Origin of the sequence: Tardiphaga sp. 866_E4_N1_4, from assembly GCF_052076075.1 — a bacterium.
Lineage (GTDB): Bacteria > Pseudomonadota > Alphaproteobacteria > Rhizobiales > Xanthobacteraceae > Tardiphaga > Tardiphaga robiniae.
In genome coordinates this window covers 5812533-5830859 of record NZ_CP197242.1, presented here as the reverse complement: position 1 = coordinate 5830859, position 18327 = coordinate 5812533, and the positions used below count along the sequence as shown (strand labels likewise).

The window sequence follows — 18327 nt, the reverse complement described above, 5'->3', positions numbered from 1 at the left end:
CTCACAAAGCGTCCCGATTTGTCAAAGCGGCTGCGTCCATCGGGACTGGCATCCAGACCATCATCGGCCAGAACCAGTAGACCGCTCCCTGATAGAAATTGACTTGCCCCGACGGAGCGCTCGACTCGCGAATTGCAGTCTTGCGCGCCCGATAGGCGCTGAAATCGATCACGTTTGCTGAACTATCTGTCACGCAATTTTCCATATCTTCAACAGCTTGAGCGATATGGTATTGATGTCGGGGCTCGAAACAAGCCGCCGGAGAATAAAACAACAGACGTGTCGGAGGACGCAGCTGCACAGCAAGCTATGCTAGGCGCGACGCGGCGTGGAGCATGCCTCCCTCGAGACGGCCGCATAGCCCGGTAACCTTCAAAGCGCAGGCGATCGGTGTCTATGAGGTCAACAGCACGCCGCTGCCTGTGAAGGACTTCTTCTAGCAGCAACCAAAAGCTGCGGCGCATCAACCGCGCGGCAACAGGCGAAGCCGGCGACCGCTCCAGAGCGTGACCGCCGTGCCGGTGAACAGCGACGCGCCAAATACCCAACCCGACAACGCACCGGCGGTGATGCCGGAGAACAACGTGCCGACGGTGCAGCCGAGGCCGGTCATCGCGCCCCATCCCAGCAATACGCCACCCGTTAGACCGCGCAGGACGTGGTCGATCCGCGGACGTTGCGGCTTGAACTGCCCGGCCACCAGTGCCGCGGCCAGCGATGCGGCGACCAGTCCCAGCACGAACGCGCCATTCGGCGACAGCAGCGCGTCGCGGACGACGGCGATGCAGCCGCGCAGACCATCGAGGCCTTGCAGCCGTGTCGGTGCAAGTTCCAATGCGCCTGCAAGCTGTCGCGCGCGGCTGCCGATCTCGGCCGTGACACCGAGTGGCGCGACGCGCAGATACGACATGGTCGCGAGCACGCCGATGATGGCACCGCCAATCCATGCGGGCCAGCGATCAACGAAGATCGCGGTCGCTTGGTCGCGTGCGCGCGCATGCTCAGCTGGCTTCCGCGAAGCCGATCGCGTCACAGCATAGGCGATCAGGCCGAGCACCAAGCCAGCGACCAGCAGATGCCCGGCATAGCCGAGCGTCCGCGGCAGCCACACCACCGGCGCATCTGCAACGGCGGCAAGATAGATGGTGTTCCAGCTGACAAAGCCCAGCACGAAGCCGATAATTACGCCGATGAGTGCGAATGGCGCTGTGGCCGATCCCTCGCCAAGCCGATAGAGATGCGCGCTGACGCAGGAACCGGAGATGGCCATGCCGGCGCCGAACGCCATGCCTGCAGCTACCAGCGCGATGCTGACAGGCCCGATAAACGCATCCGGCGGCAGCCGCCCAGTGCCGGCATCCGGCAGCCATGCACCGAACACCAGCGTCGTGCCGACCAAGCCAACGGCCAGTGCAACGATAAGACCCAGCACACCCTGCGATGCGCGGTCATCGAACCATTCGCGAAACATGCAGAAGAAGCAGAACCTCGCGCGTTGCAGCACGATACCGAACGCCGCGCCAAACAGAAGCGAGATGGCGAGCGCCGGACTGCCCTGCCCGTGCAGCACATAGGCGGACACGCCGATTGCCAGCACAATAGCAAGAGCGACTGTGACGGAAACCTTGTGGTCCGCAAACGCAGCAGGCGCCGGGTCGATGCCCGTCGCCTGTTCGTCGCGATGTGAAGACCCTGTGAGGGTCTCCACGGATGTGCCGTCGGTCACTTGCCGCTCCAGACCGTGCCCGCGACGTTGACGACGGGGACGCCAACCGAGTTGCCATATTCGGTCCACGAGCCGTCGTAGTTCTTGACGTCATAGCCAAGGATCTTCGAGAGCAGGAACCAGGTGTGGCTCGATCGCTCGCCGATCCGGCAATAGACGATGGTCGGCTTGGATCCGTCGATACCGGCCGCGGCGTACAGCTTCTTCAGCTCTTCGGCCGATTTGAAGGTGCCATCCTCGCTAACCGCACGGCCCCATGGCACGTTGAGCGCGCCGGGGACGTGGCCGGCCCGCACCGTTAGTTCCTGCGAACCGGGCGGCGCAAAGATCTTGCCGGAATACTCATCGGCAGAGCGGATATCGACAATTGTCGCATTCTTACTGTCGGATGCCGCGCGAATATCGGCGAGGCGCGCACGCAGCTTCTGGTTCGGCTCGGAGACCGTCAGCTTGCCCGGCTGTACCGATGCATTGCGCGTATCCAGCGGACGCTTGTCGGCCTCCCACTTCTTGCGGCCGCCATCGAGTAGCTTGACGTTCTTGACGCCATAGACATCAAACACCCAGGCACCCCAGGCTGCGAACCAGTTGTTGTTGTCACCGTAGAGAACGACGGTGGTGTCTTGATCGACGCCCAGCTTGCGCGTCAGTTCCTGGAACTTCTCCTTTGAGGCGATATCACGGGTCACCGTATCGACGAGGTCCGTGTGCCACACCACATTCAGGGCGCCGGGGATATGGCCGCGCTCATAGATGCCCGGCTCGACGCTAACTTCGACGACGCGAACCTTCGGATCGTTCAGATTCTTCTCGAGCCATTCACCGTTGACCAGCGGGCTGCTACCCTGCGCGAATGACGCTGTCGCCAGTGCGACGGCGCCAAGGCCCACGGCCAGCGTCGTTGCGATAATCGATTTCAGTTTCACAATCATTCTCCATCAATGGGCAGAGCACAGGGCTGAATATCAGTTGCCGAACGTCGCCCCCGGCCGACAAATTTCCCGAGTGCATCTCCTCACTGCACCAGCAGCGCGTCAATTGACCGCCTGACGCAGTCAAAAATGACCTTCTCGCAAATGTCGGAATCGCCGAATGGATCGAATGTGCGAGCTCGCTCACCCGGAATGTCCTTCCGGTCGTGGCAACCTGTCGCAGGTGATATGCGCTCGTTACGAGCATTCGCAGCGACAAACCCACCGTCTGAGAAGCACTGCAGGATAGCGCGACCAGTGAGGAGGGAGCAGACCGCGGCCCTCATTCCGACTGTATTTGACGGCTAGTCTTGCGATAGCGCCCCTCAAGCTCTACATCCGCGCGTCGCTTGCCTTCCAACCAGGACTCCCATGACCACCCGCCGACAGCTTCGCTTCAATGCCTTCAACATGACCGCGCCTAGCCATAACTGGGCCGGGCTCTGGTCTCACCCGCGCGATGCATCCATCGATTACAACAATCTGGATTACTGGATCGACTACGCGCAGATCGCCGAACGCGGGTTGTTCGACGGCATCTTTCTGGCTGACGTGTTCGGTGTTTATGACGTGTTCGGTGACAGCCCGGACACAGCCGTGTCGCACGGCGTGCAATTGCCGAATGCGGACCCCACGCTTCTGGTCTCGGCCATGGCGCTGGTCACCAAGCACCTCGGCTTCGGCATCACGTCCAATATGTCGCTGGAGCATCCCTACCAATTCGCGCGGCGATTTTCGACGCTAGACCACCTGACCCGCGGACGGATCGGCTGGAATATCGTCACCGGCTATCTCGACAGTGGCGCGCGCGGCATGGGCTTTGCGGCCGGCCGTGCCCATGACGACCGTTATGATGTCGCCGAAGACTTCCTCACGGCTGCCTACAAATTATGGGAAGGCAGCTGGGAGCAGGACGCCGTGCGTCGCGATCGTGCCACCGGCACGTTCACCGATCCAACGAAGGTTCACGCCATCCGCCACGACGGTCCGCATTACCGCGTCGATGGCATTCACCTCTCCGAGCCCTCCCCGCAACGCACGCCATTGCTGTATCAGGCTGGCGCCTCGAAGCGCGGGCGCGCCTTCGCCGCCAGACATGCCGAGGCGATCTTTCTCAACGGCCAGACCAAGCCGATCCTCGCCAAGGCCGTGCGCGACATCCGGACGGCCACAAAGGACTTTGGCCGCGATCCCTACGACATCCGGCTGTTCGCCGGTCTGACCGTGATCGTTGCGCCGACCCGTGCGGAGGCGAATGATCTTCATGCGGAATACAGCCGCTATGTCGACCAGAAAGGGCAGCTTGCGCTGCTCTCGGGCTGGACCGGTATCGATTTCTCGACCTACAGCCCGGATCAGGCGCTGCAATATGTCGAGAGCAACGCGATCCAGTCGATGGTCGAGAACCTCACGCTGCGCAGCGAAACGCCGCTGCGCGTCGGCGATCTCGCCAGCCTGAGCGCGATCGGTGCGCGGGCTCCTTTCGTCGTCGGATCACCGCAGGATGTTGCGGACGAGCTCGCCGACTGGGCCGAACAGACGGACATCGATGGCTTCAATCTCGTCCGTCTGGTCGCACCGGAATCGCTTGAGGCATTCGTCGATCTGGTGGTGCCGGAATTGCAGTCACGCGGGCTGTACAAGTCTTGCTACGATCAGGGAACCCTGCGTGAGAAACTGTTCCCCGGTCGGAACGCCCTGCTTCATGGCACGCACCCCGGCGCGCAGTTTCGCCGCTGAGGGGCAGCTGTCCTATCGCGCCTGAGCAAATTGTCGCGAAGCCGCCACGCTGGCGTGACGGCTCCAGACCTCCATCACCACGACGGCAGATAAGCGCCCTTGAATCGCGTCAGGATGAACTGCTTCACCGGTTCTGAGTGATAGGCATCGACCAGCTTCGCCACCCATGGCTTGCCTTTGTCCTCTTCCCGCACGGCGATGATATTGACCCATGGGCTTTCTAGCGGCTCCTTGATCAGGCTGTCACGCACGGGATCGAGGCCAGCCTGGACGGCATAGTTGTTGTTGATCGCCGCCACATCGACATCTGCCAGCGACCGCGACAGCTGCGCGGCATCGAGCTCGACAAATTTCAGCTTTTTGGGATTCTCCGCGATATCGACGATCCCTGCAGTGACGCTGGTGGGGTCACGAAGCTTGATCACGCCATTGGCTGCCAGAATCTGTAGCGAACGCGCGCCATTGGTCGGGTCGTTGGGAATCGCAACCGTCGCACCATTTGGGACATCGGCAACGCTCTTGTACTTCTTCGCGTAGAAGCCCATCGGAGAAACCGTGGTGTAGGCAACCTTCGCGAGCTTCCAGCCGGTCTTGGAGATCTGGTTCTTCAGATAAGGCTCGTGCTGAAACGAATTGGCCTCAAGGTCCTTGTTGGCCAGGGCTTGGTTCGGGAACACATAGTCCGTGAATTCGACGACCTTGATGTCGAACCCGCGCTCGGCGGCCACCTTCTTGACTGCGTCGAGCACTTCCGCATGTGGGCCGGCCGTGACACCCACGCGAATGGTCGTTGGCTCTTGTGCATTTGCGACCGGAAGATCTACTGCAATAGCGGCGAACAGGAATGCGGCCACCCCGCCGGTGCGAGCGAGCATGGCCAGCCGCAATACGTGAGCCGATTTCATTGACGAGTCCCTTATGTCAGTGTGCGAGATGACGATGACGGCGGCGGGCAACTTTCGCTGCGCCGCCACGCTAACGATTATGAATTTCTCCCGAGCTGACGGAATTCTTTTGTTAGCCCGGTTTGGATGAGACCTTGCTGCGATCAAGGGGAGATGCAGCATAAATACAGTGGCAGCCAACCGCCCGGCGCCAGGATCGCATCGTCGATCGCGACGGAGTTATCGATGCGCCGCAGATTTCGTTCGCACCAACAGCACCGACGGTGGCGCGCCCGCGCATTCAAGCGAAATGGCACGCCGCTACGTGGCTGTCTGCCACGGTGCGAAGGATTGGGCTTTCCACAGCACAGAACTCTTCTGCGCGCGGACACCTGGTATGGAAGTAACATCCTTCAGGCGGATTATAGGCACTCGGTAGATCGCCCTGCACCATATGCCGCCGCCGACCGAGATCGCCGGTATCAATGCGCGGGATCGAGTCAAACAGCGCTCGCGTGTAGGGATGCGCGGGGCTTGACCACAATTTCTCCCGGGTCGATGTCTCCACGATACGTCCGAGATACATGACCGCGACGCGATCGCTGACATATTCGACCACGGACAGGTCGTGGCTAATGAAGAGATACGCCACGCCGAGTTTGGACTGCAGATCGACCAGCAGGTTCAGGATCTGGGCCTGCACGGACACGTCGAGCGCAGAGACCGGTTCATCCAGGATGATTAGTCGTGGATCAAGCGCCAGCGCGCGGGCAATGCCGATCCGTTGCCGCTGTCCACCCGAGAACTGATGCGGGTAACGGTCGGCGGAATCCGCGGAAAGTCCCACTTTTGAAAGCAGATCGGCGATCCGGTCACGGCGCTGTCGCCGATCGCCGATGCCATGAATCCTCAGCGGTTCACCGATCAGCATTCCGACGGTACAGCGCGGATCGAGCGAGGCCAGCGGATCCTGGAATACGACCTGGATATCGCGTCTATAGGGCCGCATGCCGCTCCGTGTCAGGCGCGTCAGATCGACGCCGCCCAGACGAACACTGCCGCTTTGCGGCTCGACCAGCCGCGCAATCGCCCGGCCGAGCGTGGATTTCCCACAGCCGGATTCCCCAACGAGACCAAGCGTTTCACCGGGCTTGATCGACAACGAGACGCCGTCAACCGCGTGCACGGTTCCGCGCGACGAAGCAAAGCGCACGACGAGATCGTTCACCGTGAGCAGTGGCTCAATATGCGTCGCAACGAGCGGCTGCGTGTTCTGATGCACGGGCTTCCTCAATTCTCAAACAGGCTACGGCGCCATCTGCCCCAACGGGTATCAGCGGCGGCCGCGCGATCCGGCAGGCGTCGACCACAAACGAGCATCGCGCGGCAAAGGCGCATCCATGCGGCATCTCGGCCAGCGAAGGCACCATGCCCGGGATTTCGCTCAGTCGGGTACGAAGGCCGTTGACGTGATGGCGCCCCGGCCGCGCTGCGATCAATCCGCGCGTATAGGGATGCAGCGGCGACTTCAGAAGATCACGGGTAGTGCGCTCCTCGACCTTGCGGCCCGCATACATCACCAGCACGCGATCGGAATATTCCGAGACAACACCGAGATCGTGCGTGATCAACAGAATGGCGGTTCCGGACTCGCGTTTGATCTGATCTAGCAACTCCAGGATCTGCGATTGAATGGTGACGTCGAGCGCCGTGGTCGGCTCGTCGGCCACCAGCAGCGCCGGATTGCAGGCGAGAGCGATGGCGATCATGATCCGCTGTCGCATGCCGCCGGAGAGATGATGCGGATAGTCGTTCACGCGGCGACGTGGATCGGAAATCCGTACCCGATCGAGCAATGAGACTGCGCGATCCCAGGCCTTCTGGTGCGAAATGTCCTCATGTGCCGTGATGGCCTCGATGATCTGCTCGCCGATGGTCAGCACCGGATTGAGCGCCGTCATCGGTTCCTGGAAGATCATCGCGATCCGGTTGCCACGCAGCCGGCGCAATGCCTCGCCTTCAAGGCCAAGAATGTCGCGCCCCTGCAGCTTCACAGAGCGGCCCTCGATGCGGCCGGGCGCCGCCACAAGGCCGAGCAATGCAAGAGCGGTGAGCGACTTTCCGCAGCCGGATTCGCCTACGATGGCCAGCGTCTCTCCCGCAGAGATGTCGAAGCTGAGACCGTCCACGGCGGTCAGCGCGCCGCCCTTGCGGTCGAACCTGACACTCAGCCCATCGACGGACAGTACTGGCTCGCCCATCACCGGCGCTCCTGTTTCGGGTCGACGGCGTCATTGAGGCCATCCCCCAGCAGATTGAGCGCGAGCACCGCAACGACGATCGCCACGCCCGGCAGCGTTGCGATGTACCAATCCGACCGCAGCACTTCGCGCCCGGCGCCGACCATGCCACCCCAACTCACCACGTTCGGATCGCCGAGACCGAGAAACGCCAGACTGGATTCGGTCAGGATGGCCGTCGCGACCATGACCGATGCCGAGACGATGATCGGCGCCAGCGTGTTGGGCAGCAGATGGTGGAAGATAATGCGCATGTCGGACGCACCGAGCGCGATCTCCGCCTGCACCATGTCGCCGTGACGCAGTTTAAGGAATTCGGCGCGCACCAGCCGTGCCAGGCTCGGCCACGCTGTGACGCCGATCGCTCCGACAATGGTCGTGATGGAGGGCTGCAGGATGGCGACGATGGTCACGGCGAACAGAAACGGCGGAATCGTCTGAAAGAACTCCGTCAGCCGCATCAGCGACGCATCGATCTTGCCGCCGTAATATCCTGCGAAGGCGCCGACACCGACCCCAATCACCAGCGACATGGCGGTCGCCACCGCGCCAATCAGAAGCGAGACGCGCGCGCCGTGAAAGATCCCCGACGCCAGATCGCGCCCCAGCATATCGGTCCCGAGCGGAAAGCTGGAATCTTGGCCGGGACGCAGGAATGGCTGACCGACAAAATCCAGGGGATCGCCAGGGAAAATCTGATTGGCGAGCAGTGCCATGGCCACGACGAACCCGAGTAGCAATACGCCTACAACCGCCGACGGCTGTCTTGCGGTCCGGAAGAACGCGTTATCCTGCGCGATGCGCGCCGGCGGGATATGCGCAACGATATCGACGAGGGCCATGGTCAGCTGAGCTCGATGCGCGGGTCGAGCACGGTATACAGGAAGTCGATCGCCGCATTCGCCAACACCACCACGACCGAACTGCACAGCAGTATGCCGAGAAGCAGATTGAGGTCGCGCTGAAACAGCGCTTCAAAAGCGAGCCGCCCCAGCCCGGGCCACGAAAACACGGTTTCAACCAGCACAGCGCCGCCAAGCACGGCGCCGACCTGCACGCCGAGCATGGTGAGAACAGGCAGCAACGCGTTTCGTACAACATGACGATAGGCGATCCGCCCCGGACGAAGGCCTTTGGCGACGGCAGTCCTGACAAAGTCCTGCCGCTGCACGTCGCTCATCGCCGCGCGCATCAACCGCGTATAGACAGCCAGAAAGAACAGCCCCAGCGTGGTTGCAGGAAGTACCAGATGTGCCGCGACATCTTTCAGATAAGCCAGGTCGGTATAGCCACGCTCGATGCTGGTCATGCCGCCGACCGGTAGCCAGTCAAGCCACACCGAGAAGACCACGATCAACATGATCCCGGTCCAGAACACGGGCGTTGCATAGAACAACAGCGCGATGCTGGAGATCACGGTATCGGTCGCCCTGCCCGCGCGGCGCGCGGCGGCGATCCCCATCGCCGAACCGACCAGCAATGCGAACGTGATCGACGTACCCATCAGCAACAGCGTTGCCGGGAGCCGCTGGGTGATCAATTCCAGTACGGGCAAGCCCTGACGGAACGAGAAGCCGAGATTGAGCGACAGCAGGTTGCGCAGATAGAGCGCGAACTGCACCGGCAGCGGTTGATCGAGCCCGAACTGCTTGCGCAGCGCGGCCAGATATTCCGGCGTTGCCGAGCCAGCCTCACCTGCCAGCACTTGCGCCGCATCACCCGGCGCTAGCCGCAGCAGGAAGAAATTGGTGATAGCAATGCCCAGCACCACGATCACGAGTTGCAGGGCTCGCCGCCCGAGAAATCTGGCCGATACAGGGATCATGCGCGGGCGTTCAATTCTGCGCCGGCGCCTGATCGAACCAGGCATTCTTCAGCGAGCCATAGGACTGGTCCGCCTGCAACACGACGTCCTTCAGAGCCGAAGAGTGCAGCGTGAAGAAGCGCAGTTCGAGCAGTGGCAAAGTCGGCAGATCGCGTTGAACGATCTGCTGGAAGCGATTGAAATCTTCAGTACGCTTTTTCGGATTGCCTTCGACCGCAGCGGCCTGGATCAGACCATCGACCTCAGCATTGCGGTAGCCCGACCCGTTCGTCCACGGCGTCTTGCTGCCGAGCCAGCCTGACCAGTATTCGCGAACGACGCCAATTTGCGGATCGGGGAAAGCGCCGTTGTAGGAGCTCGAAATGTCGAAGTCGCGGTCGGCATAGACGCGTTTGATGAAAGCTGCGGTGTCCTGGGCGCGAATGTTGATCTCGATACCCACACGCTTCAGCGCCTGCTTCAGATATTCGCCGGTTCGCTTATAGTCGTCACCGTAAGGCAGGAAATCATGATTGAGCGTAAACCGCACCCCATCAGACCCGCGCCTGAAGCCGGCTTCGTCGAGCAAGGCTTCGGCTTTTTTCAGGTCGAACGGATATTTAGGCACGCTGGCATCGTGAAACGCCGTCAGCGCCGTCGGAACCGGGCTGACAGCAGGCTTGCCGTAACCATACCAGACGACCTTGCCCAGCGCTTCCTTGTCCAGAGCAAATGCGATGGCCTGACGGACGCGAACGTCCTTGAGATACTGGTTCTCGACGTTGAAATCGAGATACAGCACGGGCGACAGCCAGTCATAGCCGCGTGTATCGACCTTTAGCGACGGCAGCTTGGCAAGGCGCTCGACCTCGCGGAACGACACCGGATTGAATGTCGCATATTGCACCTCACCCTTCTCGATCGCCGCTGCGCGCGCCGCCGCGTCGGGAATGATCCTGAAGATGACTTTGTCGAGATAGGGTTTTGCGGGCTCCCAGTAATCCGGATTGCGTTCCAGCAGAATGTATTCGCCCTTCTTCCACTCCTTGAAGACGAATGCCCCCGTGCCGACCGGCTTGTTGTTGAACGCATTGTTCAGGATGTCGGTGCCTTCATACAGATGCTTCGGCAGGATCGGTGCGCCGACGGCGTTGAGCACACTCAGAATTGGCAACGACGGCTTCGACAAATGAAGGATGATCGTATTGTCGTCAGGTGTATCGACCTTAGCGACGTTTTCGAATATGGCCTTGTTGCGCGGATGAATGGTCTTCCAGACGTTCTCCAGGCTCCATTTCACGTCCGCGGACGAGAACGGCTTGCCATCATGCCACTTGACGCCCTTGCGCAAGTTGAAGCTGATGGTGAGGCCATCCTCCGCAACTTTCCAATCCGTCGCGAGCGATGGCTGCGGCTTCAGCGCCGGGTCGTAATAAACCAGGCCATCGAAGATGTTTCCCGCAACGATCTGCGTCGGCGTTGCCGTATTGAATGCGGGCGTCAGGGTGACCGGCTCCGGCTGCACGATGGCCGTCAGTGTTCCGCCGTGCTTCGGACCGTCGGCTGCGCATGCCAGCGTCGCCGGCACGAGCGCCGCGGCAGCCAGCAGCACCGAGAGTCGTGCGTATAATGACTTTTGGAAAGAGATTGCCTGAAAGAATTTCATGATGGTTGCCCCAGCTCAATTCTGCTTCGGAACGTCAAACCAGAAGTCGCGAAAGCTGCCATAAACCTGATCGCCACGAATGGCCGAGGTCTTGAGATTCGCCGCCTGGACAGTGAAGAACTTCAATTCCACGAGCGGCAGCGTCGGCAAGTCGGTCAGAACGATCTTCTGAAGGTCTTTGAACAGGGCGATGCGTTTCTCTGCACTGGCTTCGCCCTGCACCTTCGAGATAATGTCATCGACTTCGGCGTTCTTGTAGCCGGAGCCGTTGGTCCACGGGATGTTCTTACCCACAGATGCCGACCAGTAAGCGCGGGTCACGCCGATCTGCGGATCGGAAAACGCTGCAAACCATGCGATCGAAAGATCGAAGTCGCGGTCGCCATAGATCCGCTTGGTAAATGCCGCGGTATCCTGCGTCCTGATCGTGACGTCGACGCCGACACGCTTCAACGCTTGCTTGACGTATTCCGCGGTCCGCTTGAAGTCGTCGCCATAGGGGATGTAGTCGATGAACAGCGAGAAGCGCGTGCCATCCGCGTTGCGCTTGAAACCGGCCTCATCCAATAGCGCATCCGCCGATTTGACGTCGAACGCATCCTTGTCGGCGCTCGCATCGTGGAACGCCGCGAGCGTTGAGGGAACGGGGCTGGTTGCGGGCTTGGCAAAGCCGTACCAGACCACGTTGGAAATCGCCTTGCGATCGGTCGCGCGTGCCAGCGCGTGGCGAATGCGTGCTTCCTTCAGCGGTCCACGTTCGACATTGAAATCGAGAAACAGGAACGGCGACAACCATTCATACCCGCTGGTTTCAATCTTGAGGCCGGGCAGCTTGCCGAGCCGTTCGGCGTCCTTGAGCGGCACCGGACTGAGCGAACCATACTGGATTTCGCCCTTCTCGAAGCCGGCCGACCGGGCCGCTGCATCCGGAACGACCTTGTAGATCACCTTGTCGAGATACGGCTTTCCCTTGGCCCAGTAATTCGGATTCCGTTCCAGCACGATGTACTCACCGCGCTTCCATTCCTTGAACACGAACGGCCCCGTTCCGACCGGCTTGTTGTTGTTCGGATTGTTGAGGATATCGGTGCCGTCATACAGGTGCTTGGGCAACACCTGCGCGCCGTTGCTGTTCAGCGAACTGAGGATCGCGGGGGAAGGTTCGCTCAGCCTCAAGACGACGGTGTTGTCGTCGGGGGTATCGACCTGCTTCACCTTGGCGAAGGTCGCCTGATTGCGCGGGTGGATCGTCTTCCACACATTTTCCAAGGTCCACTTCACATCCGCGGACGTGAACGACTTGCCATCATGCCAGAGCACGCCCTTGCGCAGGCGAAGGGTGAGCGACAATCCATCCGCCGCAGTCTCCCAGCTCTCCGCCAGCGCCGGCTGCGGATTGAGATTGGTATCGTAGTCGACAAGTCCATCAAAAATATTGCCGCTGACCGTTCCGGTCGGCGCGGCCGTGTTGATGGCGGCTGTGAGTATGACCGGCTCGGGTTGAATGATCGCCGTTAGCGTTCCGCCGGGCTGCGGCGTTTGAGCAAAGCTCACTGCTGGCATCGCCGCACCAACTGCGAAAAGCAGACTGAGTACTACGCGACGTGATCTATCGGCGATCAAGCGAGGGAGAGCCATCCAACGACGATCATTCTGTGGCGTAGCGGCAACCATTCTTCCCCCTGCTTGATATCGATCTGCAACGTATTGCCTAACGAACGGCGTTTTCTTTGACATCGCGATATATCGACGCCACCGCGATCAATCGTCAATTTCGAATTGCACACGATACCAAGGACAATCACGCCGCCAACACGGCCGATTGCAGAAGCTTTCTACTTCGCAAGCAAGCTCACCTTTTGGCAGATCAACAGGCGCCGCGATCCACGGCCGCCGACGATGTACCAGCCGTCGCCGGAATCTTCGGCTCGCACTTTGGGGGAATACCGTTGCCCTGCATTTGAGATTTCTCAGCGCAGTTTTTCTTCATCGAACTTGTATCGAGGAGAATGGTTGAACTCTCGATCGTCGATCTTTGGACTTCAAAAATCTTGTTCTCTGACGGAGAGTCGATGCTGATGGTTACGCGAAGGAGCGACTGAAGGCGCGGAGAAAAAACGACAGCCTGAAAATATTGGGAGCAACTGCTTGAGCATCGACGATGACAACATTCGAAGCCGGCGGCGGCGCGGCCCCGACTTCGGCCATCACGTTCAGTATGCGACAAATAGGCTATCGCGAATGGACGGCTGTGGAGAAACACAAGCTAAAGGGATTGGCCGAGCGAGGCTTGTCCGTTCAGAAGATTGCCAGATCGCTCAAACGATCCGTTTGTATTATCCAAGCGATGGCATCGAAATTGGGTATTCGCTTCGCGGATGAATTGGAACTGCGATCAAGTTAGGCATATGCTCTCCAGGATTCATCCATATGATTGCCATTTCTCCGACAGCTTCAAAGAGGCCACGCGCATCAATATTGGCCACGATGAAATTGCACCCGCGATGTGATTGGAGCGTCAGTCTGGCAACGCAGGTTGCGCAAACCACCATCCCGGCGTGCAATTCGAGGAAAGCGCGCAGCGCATGCGATCTCGCAGCGAGTTGCCAAAGACCCGGTTACATGAATCAACATTGCCCGCAGCGCTGTTACTGACGTTCCGAAGCGAAACGACCGAGAACAGAACAATGGCTGTCTATCTGGATCATGCTGGCCGCCCCCTTCCGCAGAAACTGGCGAAATCGGACGGTATTCGTTTTCATTATATCCGCGGCGGCAAGGGACCTACCGTCGTTTTGATCGCCGGCTTTCCGCAAAGTGTCTACGCGTGGCGACGCGTTATTCCTCTGCTCACCGATGCCTATGACGTGATCGCGCTCGACCTCCCGGGCCAGGGCGATAGCGACAAGCCGCTGGATGGCTACGACACAGCGACAGCAGCCAAACGAATCAACGGCTTCCTCAAGACCATAGGTAATTGGACGCCATTATTTCGTCGGACACGATATCGGATCCTGGATCGGATATCCTTATGCGCACGAATTTGCGAGCGAACTGAACGGCGTCGTTTATCTCGACGCCAACATTCCCGGCGTCACGTTGAAGCCTTCCATCGATGTCGCTGATCCGGACTGGAAGAGCTGGCACTTCCTCTTCAACATGGTCGACGACCTGCCCGAGGCGCTCTTGTGGGACCGCGAGCGTATTCTCATCGAATGGTTCTTCAACAAGAAAACCGCAAACGCGATCGCGACCTTCTCGAAGGATGACATCGACGAATATGTTCGCGTCTATGGATGGATTACATCCCGGTGTTCGACAGTGACGATTCCGACGATGGATCGGTCAAGCTCTCTCCGGGCAAGATACAGCGCACGGGCGTTCGTTGGGTGGCCTGCGCGGAATGCTGGGCTATTATCGCGCCGTCATCCGCGACATGGATTACAATCGCGGCTTGTTTCAAAAGAAAATAGCTGTGCCTGTGCTGGCGTTGGGAGGCGATGCCGGTAGTGCGCCGGGAATTTTCGAAGCTATGCGACCCTTGGCTGAAAATATTCGAGGCGGCGTCATCCGGGATAGTGGTCACTATATCCCCGAGGAACAGCCCGCAGCTCTTGTCGCCGAGCTGAGGGCATTTTTAGAAATCACATCCGCTTCATGAGGGTAAGGCTCCAGCCAAACTGCGCGTCAGTCGAGCAGGTCCGGCTCCGCCGCGGCGATCCAGTCCAACAATGGCTGGAAACTGAAATATTCGCCCTTGTTAGGTGCCGACCTGTGTTGATGTCAGCTTGGCGACGTCTGCCAGCAGCTGGAATCGCGCGGCATTGTCCTTGATCAAACCCATCAACGCACGCATCAAAATGACCACTTTCTGCTACCACCTGAAAGCAGAGAAAGCCAATGATTGCGCTATGTTCTTGAGTTTTCGACGCTTCTTAAAGCGATGGCGCTCCGTAAGGGATATCGCGGAACGCGAAAAAGCCAATTTCCCCAATAAAATCAATAGGCGAACCTGCCATATGGCGAGCATGTAGGACGTCATGTAGGACGTCGCAAAACCGTTTTGTTCACGGTCTGTCTGATCACCGCGACGCCCTCCCCGCCATTCGCACCTGCTTCAGCAGCTGCGACCCTGCTGCCGCCTAGAAGGCTGGTTGCGCGCACTTCGTAGATCCCGGCGACCAAATCTCGGGAGGCGCTTGTATGACGCCTTCCGACGCCGTGATACATTCAGAGAGGACATGGTCGACAAGCTGCAGCTGCAATTTCAGATGGAGCGGCACGTGATCCAGACCGATCCATCCTAGGCAATTAACATTGCCGCTGCGGTCCGCACGTCAGCTGTTTCAAAGCCCTCGGTGTATAGAGCGAACACCTTTTTCAATAACTGCTTCCCGCTGTCACGCCATTCTTGAGAAAGCGAAGCAAGATCCATTGCAGCACGTAACTGCCAAGAGCGCGCATTCTGAGTATCAGCCAAATCAAACGCCTCGCGAAGGCTATGTTCAGCCTCGTCAAGGCGCGGCGCAGGCAGCATGCAGAGAAGTCTCCCCCTTGCCCGCAGCAGCTCCGGCATCTGAAAAAATTCACCGCTGACGTCAACACGAACGATCGTTTCATCGATCAACCCCAAGCCTCTTGCGACTTGTCCAAGCGCCGCAAGCCCAAGCGCCAGCTCGATGTTGAACTCTGTTGTCAGCAGTTCATGGCGAGACGCATGGATCGGACCGAGCGCGACCTGCAGTGCCTTTACCCCCTCTTCAATTTCACCTCGGTGAATCATCAGCTGTGCCTGGCGACAGCGTCCAATCGCCATCAAGGGCGCCATGCCGTTGGTCTCGGCCAATGAAAAAGAACGATCGATGTGTTGCTGAGCAGACGTGAGGTCTCCAGCCCAGAGAAAGATCGTTCCTGCTCCGGCCAAAACCAAAGCCAATGCTGCCGAATGCCCGCTTGCCTCGGACGCCCTGACGGCTTCGCGTGTCCAGTGAATTGCCTGCGTCGGATATCCGAGTAGCCAAAGAGTCCTTCCCAGGGCCAAGCTCGATCGATAGTGAGGGTCGTAACCCAAGAAAATCGAGCCAGTCGGCGAAACTGTCGTGATCTGCACGAGCGCCTCAAGTTCCGCTCGCGATCCATCGAGGTCGCCAACGAACTGAAGACATCTGCCGAGTGCAGCGTGGGCGACAGCTTTGATTGCGAGGTCGTCGGTCTGCTCCGCGATGGCCCGGCAGCGCTGAGCGTAGCCGAGAGAGACTTTGAAGTTGCCGCTACGGCCGTGAAACATATGTTGCATGTTCAGCAATCCCGCCTGATAGGCGAGATCACCATTAACCTCTGCGATCGCCAGGCTCCTGCTCAGAGCTGCATCGACAACGTCACTTTCTCCGTACATTTGCGACGACGACAAGCCCAGGCCCGCCTGAAGCCGCATCTCCTCGTCGGATCCGACGAGCGCGGCGTCGAGCGCGAGAATGGCCACTTGCGACCAGCGATGGCATTCCGGGAGCAAAGACATCGCCAGGAACACCTCAGCCGCCGCGGCTGCGAGCCTGACGCCAGACTCTTTGTTTCCGCGAAACCCGAAACACCATTCCAGGGCGGCCCGGACATTGTTCATCCCGGAAAAGTGTGGCGCGCGATCGGCTCCAGTCAATAATGCCGACCACGCGTTACCGGACCTGACCAGCCAGTCGCGGCAATAGATGGCGTGCCGCAAGGCCAGTTGGTCCGAGTCGGCTTCGGTGGTCCCGGTAGACCGCGCGAAAGCCCGTGTCGTGTCCAGCAACCGGTACGACATCGCGGCGCCGTTTCGGCGTGTCGCGACCATCGACTTTGCGACAAGGCTGTCTACAGCATCGAGGACGCTTGCTTCCGCGATATCACCGATACTGACCGCGATAACCGCATCGAGCGTGAAGTCGCCGACAAACACAGCCATTCGCCGCATCACCGCGCGCTCGATCTCGGTAAGCAGCCCGTAACTCCATTCCATTGTGGCATGCAACGTTTTCTGGCGCGCCGGTGCGTTTCTCGGTCCGAGCCAGGACAGGGTGAGACGCTCGCCAAGCAGAGCTGCCGTCTGATGCACACCATAGAATTTGACGCGTCGTGCCGCTAGCTCGATGGCCAGCGCGAGCCCGTCAAGCTTGCGACATATGCCAACGACCGCAACGGCCTCGTCGTCGCTAAAATCCAGTTGCGCTCCGCTCGCTCGCGCGCGCTCGATGAACAGCTGAATTGCCGGAAAGGTCAGCGCGACATCAGCGGTCAGCACACCGTTCCCGGGTGGGCAAGGCAGTGGATCCAGCCGGTAGACCGTTTCTCCCTCGGTCTGCAGCGCCTCGCGGCTGGTTGCGAGAATGTGGATATTCGGCGCAGCAAAAAAGATGGCCGATGCTAGCCTGGCTACGGCGGCCGCAAGGTGCTCGCAGGTATCGAGGATCAGCAAGAGCGACTTGTCTTTCAGATGCGCGACGATGCCGGGCGTTGCATCCTCGGACTGAACGGAAAGCCCAAGCAGCGATGCCAGGATCGTCCCAACGAGAGCCGGGTCATTCACCATGCTGAGATCGACGAAGAGAACCGCTCCAGCAAATGATGACGCCAGTCGATGGCCTGCCGCGACCGCCAGTGTCGTCTTGCCGATACCGCCGGCACCGACGACGGTCACGAAGCGCGCGGTAAGAACTCGCGCCGGCAATTTTTCGATATCGTCCTCTCGGTCCACCATCGCGTAGCGGGCAGGCAGATTGGCATGCTGAAAAGTGCCGCGTCCCGCTCCCATGGCATCGGCCCCAACTTGGGGTCCAGGCTCCTGGGATCGATGGACTTGCGCCACGAACGTGTAACCGCGCCCGGAGGAGGTTGCGATGTAGCGCGCTCCCTCCTTTCCATCGCCGAGCGCCTTCCGCAAATTTGCGATATGGAACCGCAGGCTTCCCTCCTCAACAGAGATGCCGGGCCACACCCCGGTCAACAGATCGCTTTTGCTGACCAGTTCGTTAGGACGCGAAATTAGCACCAGCAAAATGTCGTATGCACGTCCGCTGAGCTCGACGCGCTCGTCATGCCTGGTTAGCAATCTCTCGGCAGGAGACAGACGGAAAGGGCCGAAAGAGAGGATCTCGTTGCTCAATGCTATCGGCATGCTTCAGGCATCACGACCCGTTTGCACGTCCAGGAGCGGCAACATCGCAAGCAATCTCTGTGCACTAGGTGAAATCCAACCGCGCC

At 59.8% G+C, this 18327-nt stretch carries 15 protein-coding genes; 4 read left to right on the top strand and 11 right to left on the bottom strand.

Annotation, left to right across the window (positions count from 1 at the left end):
* Nucleotide 1: 1 nt before the first annotated feature.
* The 3 genes from AB8B20_RS28080 to AB8B20_RS28070 all read right to left on the bottom strand — a co-directional run bounded on the left by AB8B20_RS28080 (nt 2) and on the right by AB8B20_RS28070 (nt 2646).
* Nucleotides 2-274 (bottom strand): hypothetical protein, encoded by a 273-nt coding sequence (locus AB8B20_RS28080; protein ID WP_439090640.1) that lies wholly within the window; start codon nt 272-274, stop codon nt 2-4.
* A 189-nt stretch (nt 275-463) separates the two neighbouring features.
* Nucleotides 464-1726 carry a YeeE/YedE family protein gene (locus AB8B20_RS28075; protein WP_439073830.1) on the bottom strand — a complete coding sequence of 421 codons (1263 nt, stop codon included), beginning with the start codon at nt 1724-1726 and terminating at the stop codon, nt 464-466.
* Nucleotides 1723-2646 (bottom strand): sulfurtransferase, encoded by a 924-nt coding sequence (locus tag AB8B20_RS28070; RefSeq protein WP_439074062.1) that lies wholly within the window; start codon nt 2644-2646, stop codon nt 1723-1725. Before AB8B20_RS28070 ends, AB8B20_RS28075 begins: the two co-directional genes overlap by 4 nt.
* A gap of 423 nt (nt 2647-3069) precedes the next feature.
* Here AB8B20_RS28070 and AB8B20_RS28065 point away from each other — a divergent pair, with 423 nt between their 5' ends.
* Nucleotides 3070-4437 (top strand): LLM class flavin-dependent oxidoreductase, encoded by a 1368-nt coding sequence (locus AB8B20_RS28065; protein ID WP_439073831.1) that lies wholly within the window; start codon nt 3070-3072, stop codon nt 4435-4437.
* Between the two features lie 74 nt (nt 4438-4511).
* Here AB8B20_RS28065 and AB8B20_RS28060 read toward each other — a convergent pair whose 3' ends face one another.
* From AB8B20_RS28060 to AB8B20_RS28030, 7 genes are all read right to left on the bottom strand, one after another.
* A complete protein-coding gene (locus tag AB8B20_RS28060; protein WP_439074063.1) occupies nt 4512-5312 on the bottom strand; it encodes a MetQ/NlpA family ABC transporter substrate-binding protein in 801 nt (266 codons plus the stop codon).
* Between the two features lie 310 nt (nt 5313-5622).
* The gene (locus AB8B20_RS28055; protein WP_439073832.1) at nt 5623-6603 is read right to left on the bottom strand and encodes an ABC transporter ATP-binding protein; all 981 of its coding nucleotides are present in this window, start codon (nt 6601-6603) and stop codon (nt 5623-5625) included.
* Nucleotides 6563-7582, bottom strand: a complete 1020-nt coding sequence (locus AB8B20_RS28050) for an ABC transporter ATP-binding protein (protein WP_439073833.1) — start codon at nt 7580-7582, stop codon at nt 6563-6565. Before AB8B20_RS28050 ends, AB8B20_RS28055 begins: the two co-directional genes overlap by 41 nt.
* Entirely contained in the window at nt 7582-8463 is an 882-nt protein-coding gene (locus tag AB8B20_RS28045; protein WP_439073834.1) for an ABC transporter permease, read from the bottom strand. Before AB8B20_RS28045 ends, AB8B20_RS28050 begins: the two co-directional genes overlap by 1 nt.
* A 2-nt stretch (nt 8464-8465) precedes the next feature.
* A complete protein-coding gene (locus AB8B20_RS28040) occupies nt 8466-9446 on the bottom strand; it encodes an ABC transporter permease (RefSeq protein ID WP_439073835.1) in 981 nt (326 codons plus the stop codon).
* 10 nt (nt 9447-9456) lie between these two features.
* Nucleotides 9457-11037: an ABC transporter substrate-binding protein gene (locus AB8B20_RS28035; protein WP_439073836.1), complete on the bottom strand. Its 1581-nt coding sequence runs from the start codon at nt 11035-11037 to the stop codon at nt 9457-9459.
* A gap of 69 nt (nt 11038-11106) precedes the next feature.
* The gene (locus tag AB8B20_RS28030) at nt 11107-12654 is read right to left on the bottom strand and encodes an ABC transporter substrate-binding protein (RefSeq protein ID WP_439073837.1); all 1548 of its coding nucleotides are present in this window, start codon (nt 12652-12654) and stop codon (nt 11107-11109) included.
* Nucleotides 12655-13252: 598 nt separating this feature from the next.
* Here AB8B20_RS28030 and AB8B20_RS28025 point away from each other — a divergent pair.
* The 3 genes from AB8B20_RS28025 (at nt 13253) to AB8B20_RS28015 (ending at nt 14752) form a co-directional block, all read left to right on the top strand.
* Nucleotides 13253-13495 (top strand): hypothetical protein, encoded by a 243-nt coding sequence (locus AB8B20_RS28025; RefSeq protein ID WP_439073838.1) that lies wholly within the window; start codon nt 13253-13255, stop codon nt 13493-13495.
* A gap of 283 nt (nt 13496-13778) precedes the next feature.
* The gene (locus AB8B20_RS28020) at nt 13779-14216 is read left to right on the top strand and encodes an alpha/beta fold hydrolase (RefSeq protein ID WP_439073839.1); all 438 of its coding nucleotides are present in this window, start codon (nt 13779-13781) and stop codon (nt 14214-14216) included.
* Between the two features lie 278 nt (nt 14217-14494).
* Nucleotides 14495-14752, top strand: a complete 258-nt coding sequence (locus AB8B20_RS28015) for an alpha/beta fold hydrolase (RefSeq protein WP_439073840.1) — start codon at nt 14495-14497, stop codon at nt 14750-14752.
* Nucleotides 14753-15394: 642 nt separating this feature from the next.
* Here the strand turns inward: AB8B20_RS28015 and AB8B20_RS28010 are convergent.
* The gene (locus AB8B20_RS28010) at nt 15395-18229 is read right to left on the bottom strand and encodes an ATP-binding protein (RefSeq protein WP_441253338.1); all 2835 of its coding nucleotides are present in this window, start codon (nt 18227-18229) and stop codon (nt 15395-15397) included.
* Between the last annotated feature and the right edge of the window lie 98 nt (nt 18230-18327).